This is a genomic window from Thermoanaerobaculia bacterium, from assembly GCA_035717485.1.
Lineage (GTDB): Bacteria > Acidobacteriota > Thermoanaerobaculia > UBA5066 > DATFVB01 > DATFVB01.
Map to the genome: position 1 here is coordinate 1 of DASTIQ010000233.1, position 5,560 is coordinate 5,560.

Consider the following 5,560-nt stretch of genomic DNA (forward strand, 5'->3'; position numbering starts at 1 on the left):
CATGATGATGCCGACGAACGCGTAGAGGTTCAGGTCCATCTTCCACGGTCCGCTGCCGAAGCGGTTGAAAAGCAGCAGCGTAAGCAGCGCGCCGAAACCCGCCGCCGGCAGGCCCGACAGGATCGTGATCGGGTGGATGAAGCTCTCGTAGAGGATCCCGAGCACGAGGTAGATCACGAGGATCGCCATCAGGAGCAGCATGCCGAGCCCCTGGAACGAGGACTGGAAGGCCTGGGCGGTTCCCTGGAAGCTCGTCGTGACCGTCGCGGGGAGCGTCCGGCGCGCGACCGCGTCGACCCGGCTGATGGCGTCGCCGATGGCGACGCCCGGTTTCAGGTTGAAGGAAATCGTCACCGAAGGGAGTTGCCCCGTGTGCGCAACCTGCAGCGGTCCGACGTTCTGCGTGAAGTGCACGAGTGTCGAGAGCGGCACGAGCTCGCCCGAGGCGGCGTGGATGTAGAGCTTCGCCATGTCGTCGGGATGTCGCTGAAACTCGGGCGCGAGCTCCATGATGACCTGGTACTCGTTGTTCGGCGCGTAGATGGTCGAGATCTGGCGCGTGCCGTACGCGGTATAGAGCGCGTCCTCGATCTTCTGCGGGGTGATGCCGAGGGCTCCCGCCTTGTCGCGGTCGATCTGGACGTTCACCTGCGGGTTCGTGAGCTGCATGTCGCTGGTGACGTCCTGAAGCCCCGGGACGGACCGCATCTTCGATTGGAGGACGGGTGCGTACCGGTAGAGCTCGCCGGTGTCCGGGTCCTGCAGCGTGTACTGGTACTGGCTCTTGGTCAGCGTGCCGCCGATCCGGATCGGCGGCGGGTTCTGGAGATAGACCTGGATCCCGGGGATCTGCGCGAGCTTCGGCCGGAGCTCCTGGATGATCTGGTCGACCGAGAGCTTCCGGACCCTGCGGTCCTTCAGCTTCGCGAACACGATCCCCTGGTTTCCGTTGCTGATGTGTCCGCGGGGACCGCAGGAGGACAGCAGGTTCTCGACGTTCGGGTCGTGAAGGAGGACCTCCGCCACCGCCTTCTGGTGGCGCTTCATCTCGGGAAAGGAGATGCCCTGGGCTCCTTCGGTGAACCCGAAGACCTGGCCGATGTCCTCGCTCGGGAGGAAGCCCTTCGGGATCGCCCCGAAGAGGTACACCGTCGCGACGAGGATCACGAGTGAAAAGGCGAGGGTGGCACCGCCGTGCCGAAGAACGAACTTCAGCGTCCGCTCGTAGAGCGCGAGCATCCGGTCGAAGACGCGCTCGGAGACCTGGAAGAGCTTCCCGTGCTTCTCGTTCTTCTCGTGGGGTCGCAGGAACCGGCTGCAGAGCATCGGGGTCAGCGAAAGCGAGATGAAGCCCGAGAGGAGGATCGCGACGCCGATCGTCACCGCGAACTCGTGGAAAAGCCGGCCGACGATGCCCCCCATGAAGAGCACCGGGATGAACACGGCGGCGAGCGAGAGCGTCATGGAGAGGATCGTGAAGCCGATCTCCTTCGAGCCCGAGAGCGCCGCCTGCATGACGGGTTCGCCCATCTCCATGTGCCGGACGATGTTCTCGAGCATCACGATCGCGTCGTCGACGACGAAGCCGACGGAGAGCGTCAGCGCCATCAGCGACAGGTTGTCCATGCTGTAGCCGAGGAGATACATGAGCGCGAAGGTGCCCGCGATCGAAAGCGGCAGCGCGAGGCTCGGGATGATCGTCGCCGAAACGTTCCTCAGGAACAGGAAGATCACCATCACGACGAGGCAGAGGGTCAGGAGCAGCGTGAACTTGACGTCGCGGACGGAGTCCTTGATCGACTGCGAGCGATCGAAGAGAACGTGGAGCTTCGCCGCCGGCGGGATCTCCTTCTCGAGGATCGGCAGGAGCCGCATGATCGCGCTCGCGACCTGCACGGTATTCGTCCCGGGCTGGCGCTGGATCGCGAGCGAGATCGAGCGGTCCTCGTTGTACCAGGCGGCCGACTTGTCGGCCTCGACGCTGTCGATCACGCGGCCGATCTGGTCGAGCCGCACGGGGGAGCCGTTCTTGTACGTGACGACGATCGGCCGGTACGCCGCCGCCTCGTTCAGCTGTCCCGTCGCCTGGACGGTGAACGACTTCGACGGCCCGTAGAGGATTCCCGTCGGAAGATTGACGTTCGCGTTCTGGACGGCGCTCGCGACCTCGTCGATGCCGATTCCCCGCGTCGCGAGAGCGTTCGGGTCGAGCTGGATGCGCACGGCGTACTTCTGCGGCCCGTACACCTGCACCTGGGCGACGCCGGGGATCGTCGAGATCCGCTGCGCGATGAACGTCTCTCCGTACTCGTCGAGCTGCGACAGGGGAAGGGTCGAGGACGTCAGCGTCATGTAGACGATCGGCGAGTCCGCCGGATTCACCTTCTGGTACGACGGCGGCGACGGCATCTCGGGCGGGAGTTGTCCGGCGGCGGCGGCGATCATCGACTGGACGTCCTGCGCCGCCGCGTCGAGGTTGCGGCTCAGGTTGAACTGCAACGTGATCTGCGTCGTCCCCTGGGAGCTGGACGAGCTCATGTTGTCGAGGCCGGCGATCGTCGTGAACTGCTTCTCGAGCGGCGTCGCGACGGCGGACGCCATCGTCTCCGGAGACGCGCCGGGAAGGCTCGCCGACACCTGGATCGTCGGAAAGTCGACGTTGGGGAGATCGGACACGGGCAGGAGCCGGTACCCCATGATGCCGAACAGGAGGATGCCGAGCATGACGAGCGTCGTCATGACGGGGCGTTTGATGAAGATTTCGGCGATGTTCATGAGACGCTCTCCGAAGGTGTCTTGATCTCGACCCGCGCTCCCGGCGCGAGGCGCAGTTGTCCGTCGGTCACGACCTGTTCTCCGGGAGCGAGCCCCTTGACCACGACCGTCAGCGTTCCCTGGGTCCGTTCGACGGACACCGGCCGCGATTCCACGGTCGCATCGCCCTTGATGACGTAGACGTACGATCCATTCTGCCCCGTCTGAACGGCGGGCGAGGGGACGACGACCGCTCCCGCCTCCGTTCTCAGGACGACGGTCACGTTGACGAACTCTCCCGGCCAGAGCGTCTCGTCGCCGTTGGGGAAGGTCGCCTTCGACGTGATGGTCCCCGTCGTCGGGTCGACCGCGTTGTCGATGAACGTCAGCTGGCCGGCCTTCGGCGCCGCGTTGCCGGGCGCCGCCGCCTTCACCGCCAGGCCGCGCTGGCGCTGGAGATCGGCGAGAGAGGACTCCGGCGTCGAGAACGTCACGTACACGGGCCGGATCTGGTTGATGACCACCATCGCCTTGTCGTCGTTGGCCTTGACCAGGTTCCCCTCGTGGACGAGCAGGCCGCCCGTCCTCCCGTCGATCGGCGAAGTGATCGTGCACCAGGACAGCTGGAGCGCCGCGTTCTCGACGGCGGCCTCACTCGCCTTCACCGTGCTCGCGAGCGCCTCCGCGTTCGCCTTCACCTGGTCGTACTGCTCCCGCGTGACGTAATCCTTCTCGACGAGTCCGGCGTACCGCCCGATCTCCGCCTCCGCGTTCTGCGCCTGGGCCCGATCCCGCGCGAGATTCGCTTTCGCCTGCGCGAGAGCCGCCTGGAACGGGCGCGGATCGATGCGGAAGAGGAGATCGCCCTTCCGCACGTCCTGCCCCTCGCGGAAGCCGACCGACATCAGCGTCCCGTTGACCTGCGATTTGACCGAGACGGTCGAGTACGGTTCGACGTGGCCGATCGCCGTCACCTCGACCGGGAGGTCGCGGCGCTCGACGCGGGCGGCGGTCACCGGCACCGCCTCGGGAGGCGGCGGCGCGGCTTTTCGGGCGCATCCGGAGAGCGCGAGGGCGGCGGCACAGGAAAAACAACCGAGAGCGGCGCGGTTCCATTTCATCGCGTTTCCTTCCCGTCGAGCGTGGGCCCCGCGGATCCGGGCGGGAGGGGGCCGAGGACTCCCGTGTCGTGGGCGAGCTGCGCGAGGCTCTGGAACCAGTCGGACCGCGCCTGGACCTCCTGGGCGCGCGCCTGGGCGAGGCTTCGCTGGGAGGTGAGGAGATCGAGGATGCTCCCGACCCCGCTCTTGTAGCGCCCGGCGGTCACCTCCGTCGCCTGGGTCGCGCTTTCGAGCAGGTCCCGCGAGGTGCGCACGCGCTGCGCCGCGGTCCGGACCGCGAAGTAGCTCGTCCAGACCTGGAGAATGACCTGCTGCTCGAGGGTCTCGGCCGTCGCCGACGCGGCTTTCGCCTCCTCCTGCGCCTGGCGCAGGTCGTAGGCGCGGCGTCCGCCGTCGAAGAGCGGGAGCGAGAGCTCGAGGCCGCCCGTGTAGGTCGTGCGGTAAGGGACTCCCGTCGGGCTCGCGTACGAGAGCCGGTTCGCGTTCCCGAAGGCGGAGACGACCGGGAGTCTCTCGGACCGGATCGTCCCGATGTGGGCGCGCGCCCGTTCCGCTTCGGCGCGGGCGGCGCCGAGGTCCGGCCTCTCCTTCTGCGCCTGCTCGATCAGGGCGTCGATGGAAGCGGTCACCGCCTCGACGTTGACGTCGCGCGGAAGATCGACGGTGTCGACCGGAATGTTGGCCGGGACCCCGAGCGCCGTCGCGAGCTCGCCGCGAATCGTCTGGATCTGGCCGCGCACCGTCTCGAGGGCGAGCTCGTCCTGCGAGAGCGCCGTCTTGGCCTGCAGGACGTCCGCGACCGTCGCCACGCCGGCGTCGTGGCGCGCGCGCGCCGCGTCGTAGTTTTCCTGCGATTCCTTGACGCTCGCCTCCTGGGCCACGAGGAGCTCCTTGGCATTGCCGTACAGGTAGTACGAGCTCGTCACCTGGAGGATCACGTTCTGGAGCGCCGCGTTGTGGAGCCAGTCGGCCGCGAACAGCGCTTCCCGCGCTTCGGAGACGTCGCCCGAACGTCCGCCGAAGTCGAACAGGAGCCACGAAAGGGTGGCGTTGGGGCCGTAGGTCGTCTGGAAGAACGTCGAGGCGCCCCCGAAGGTCGTCGATTTCTGGCGGGTCACGCCGGCACCGAGGTCGATTTCCGGGAAGTATTCCGCGCGCTTCTCCCCGAGGACGGCAGCCGCCGCCCGGGCCTGCGCCCACGACCGCCTCGTGAGCGGGTTGTTGCGGAGGGCGATGTCGATCACCTCCGGAAGCGAGAGCAGCGTCTGTTCGTTCCTGTACTTCTCCGGGATTTCCGGAGGGGGCGTCGGTTTCTGCTCCGCCCGAGCGGCCGGAGGGGGGTTCCACGAGACCGCGGGCGACGGAGGCGCTTCCTTCTCGATCGTCCGGGCCGGCGTGAACTGGCTGCAGCCGGCGGCGGCCGCGGCGAGGAGGAGCAGGGGGACGGCGCGGCGCACGGTCACCGCGGGAGCTCCCCGGGGCGCGCCTTTCCGATTCCGACGGTGAAGATCTCCATGAGCTCGGCGAGGAGGCTCTCCAGGGAATCGCCCTCCCGCCGGAAGACGTTCATCGCCCGGATCATCCCGAGGAAGAGCTCGGCGGAGGTCTTCGGATCGACGCCGCGGAACTCGCGGCGATCGATGCCGTCCACGATCGCCTGCTGGACGAGGTGGGCGAGCCGTTCG

4 protein-coding genes are annotated in these 5,560 nt (G+C 67.4%); all 4 read right to left on the bottom strand.

Annotated features, from left to right (window positions below; translation table 11 throughout):
* Window positions 1–2,775 (bottom strand): efflux RND transporter permease subunit (locus tag VFS34_12480; GenBank protein ID HET9795267.1); only part of this gene is annotated, 2,775 nt, incomplete at its 3' end.
* Window positions 2,772–3,875 (bottom strand): efflux RND transporter periplasmic adaptor subunit, encoded by a 1,104-nt coding sequence (locus tag VFS34_12485; protein ID HET9795268.1) that lies wholly within the window; start codon window positions 3,873–3,875, stop codon window positions 2,772–2,774. The genes VFS34_12480 and VFS34_12485, both read right to left, overlap by 4 nt.
* Window positions 3,872–5,338: a TolC family protein gene (locus VFS34_12490; protein ID HET9795269.1), complete on the bottom strand. Its 1,467-nt coding sequence runs from the start codon at window positions 5,336–5,338 to the stop codon at window positions 3,872–3,874. The genes VFS34_12485 and VFS34_12490 overlap by 4 nt, the downstream gene beginning before the upstream one ends.
* Window positions 5,335–5,560: hypothetical protein (locus VFS34_12495; GenBank protein HET9795270.1), on the bottom strand; the 226-nt coding region annotated here is incomplete at its 5' end. The genes VFS34_12495 and VFS34_12490, both read right to left, overlap by 4 nt.

Excerpts from the sequence above, each read along its gene's own strand:
- VFS34_12485 (HET9795268.1), bottom strand. The coding sequence starts at position 3,875 with ATGAAATGGAACCGCGCCGCTCTCGGTTGTTTTTCCTGTGCCGCCGCC.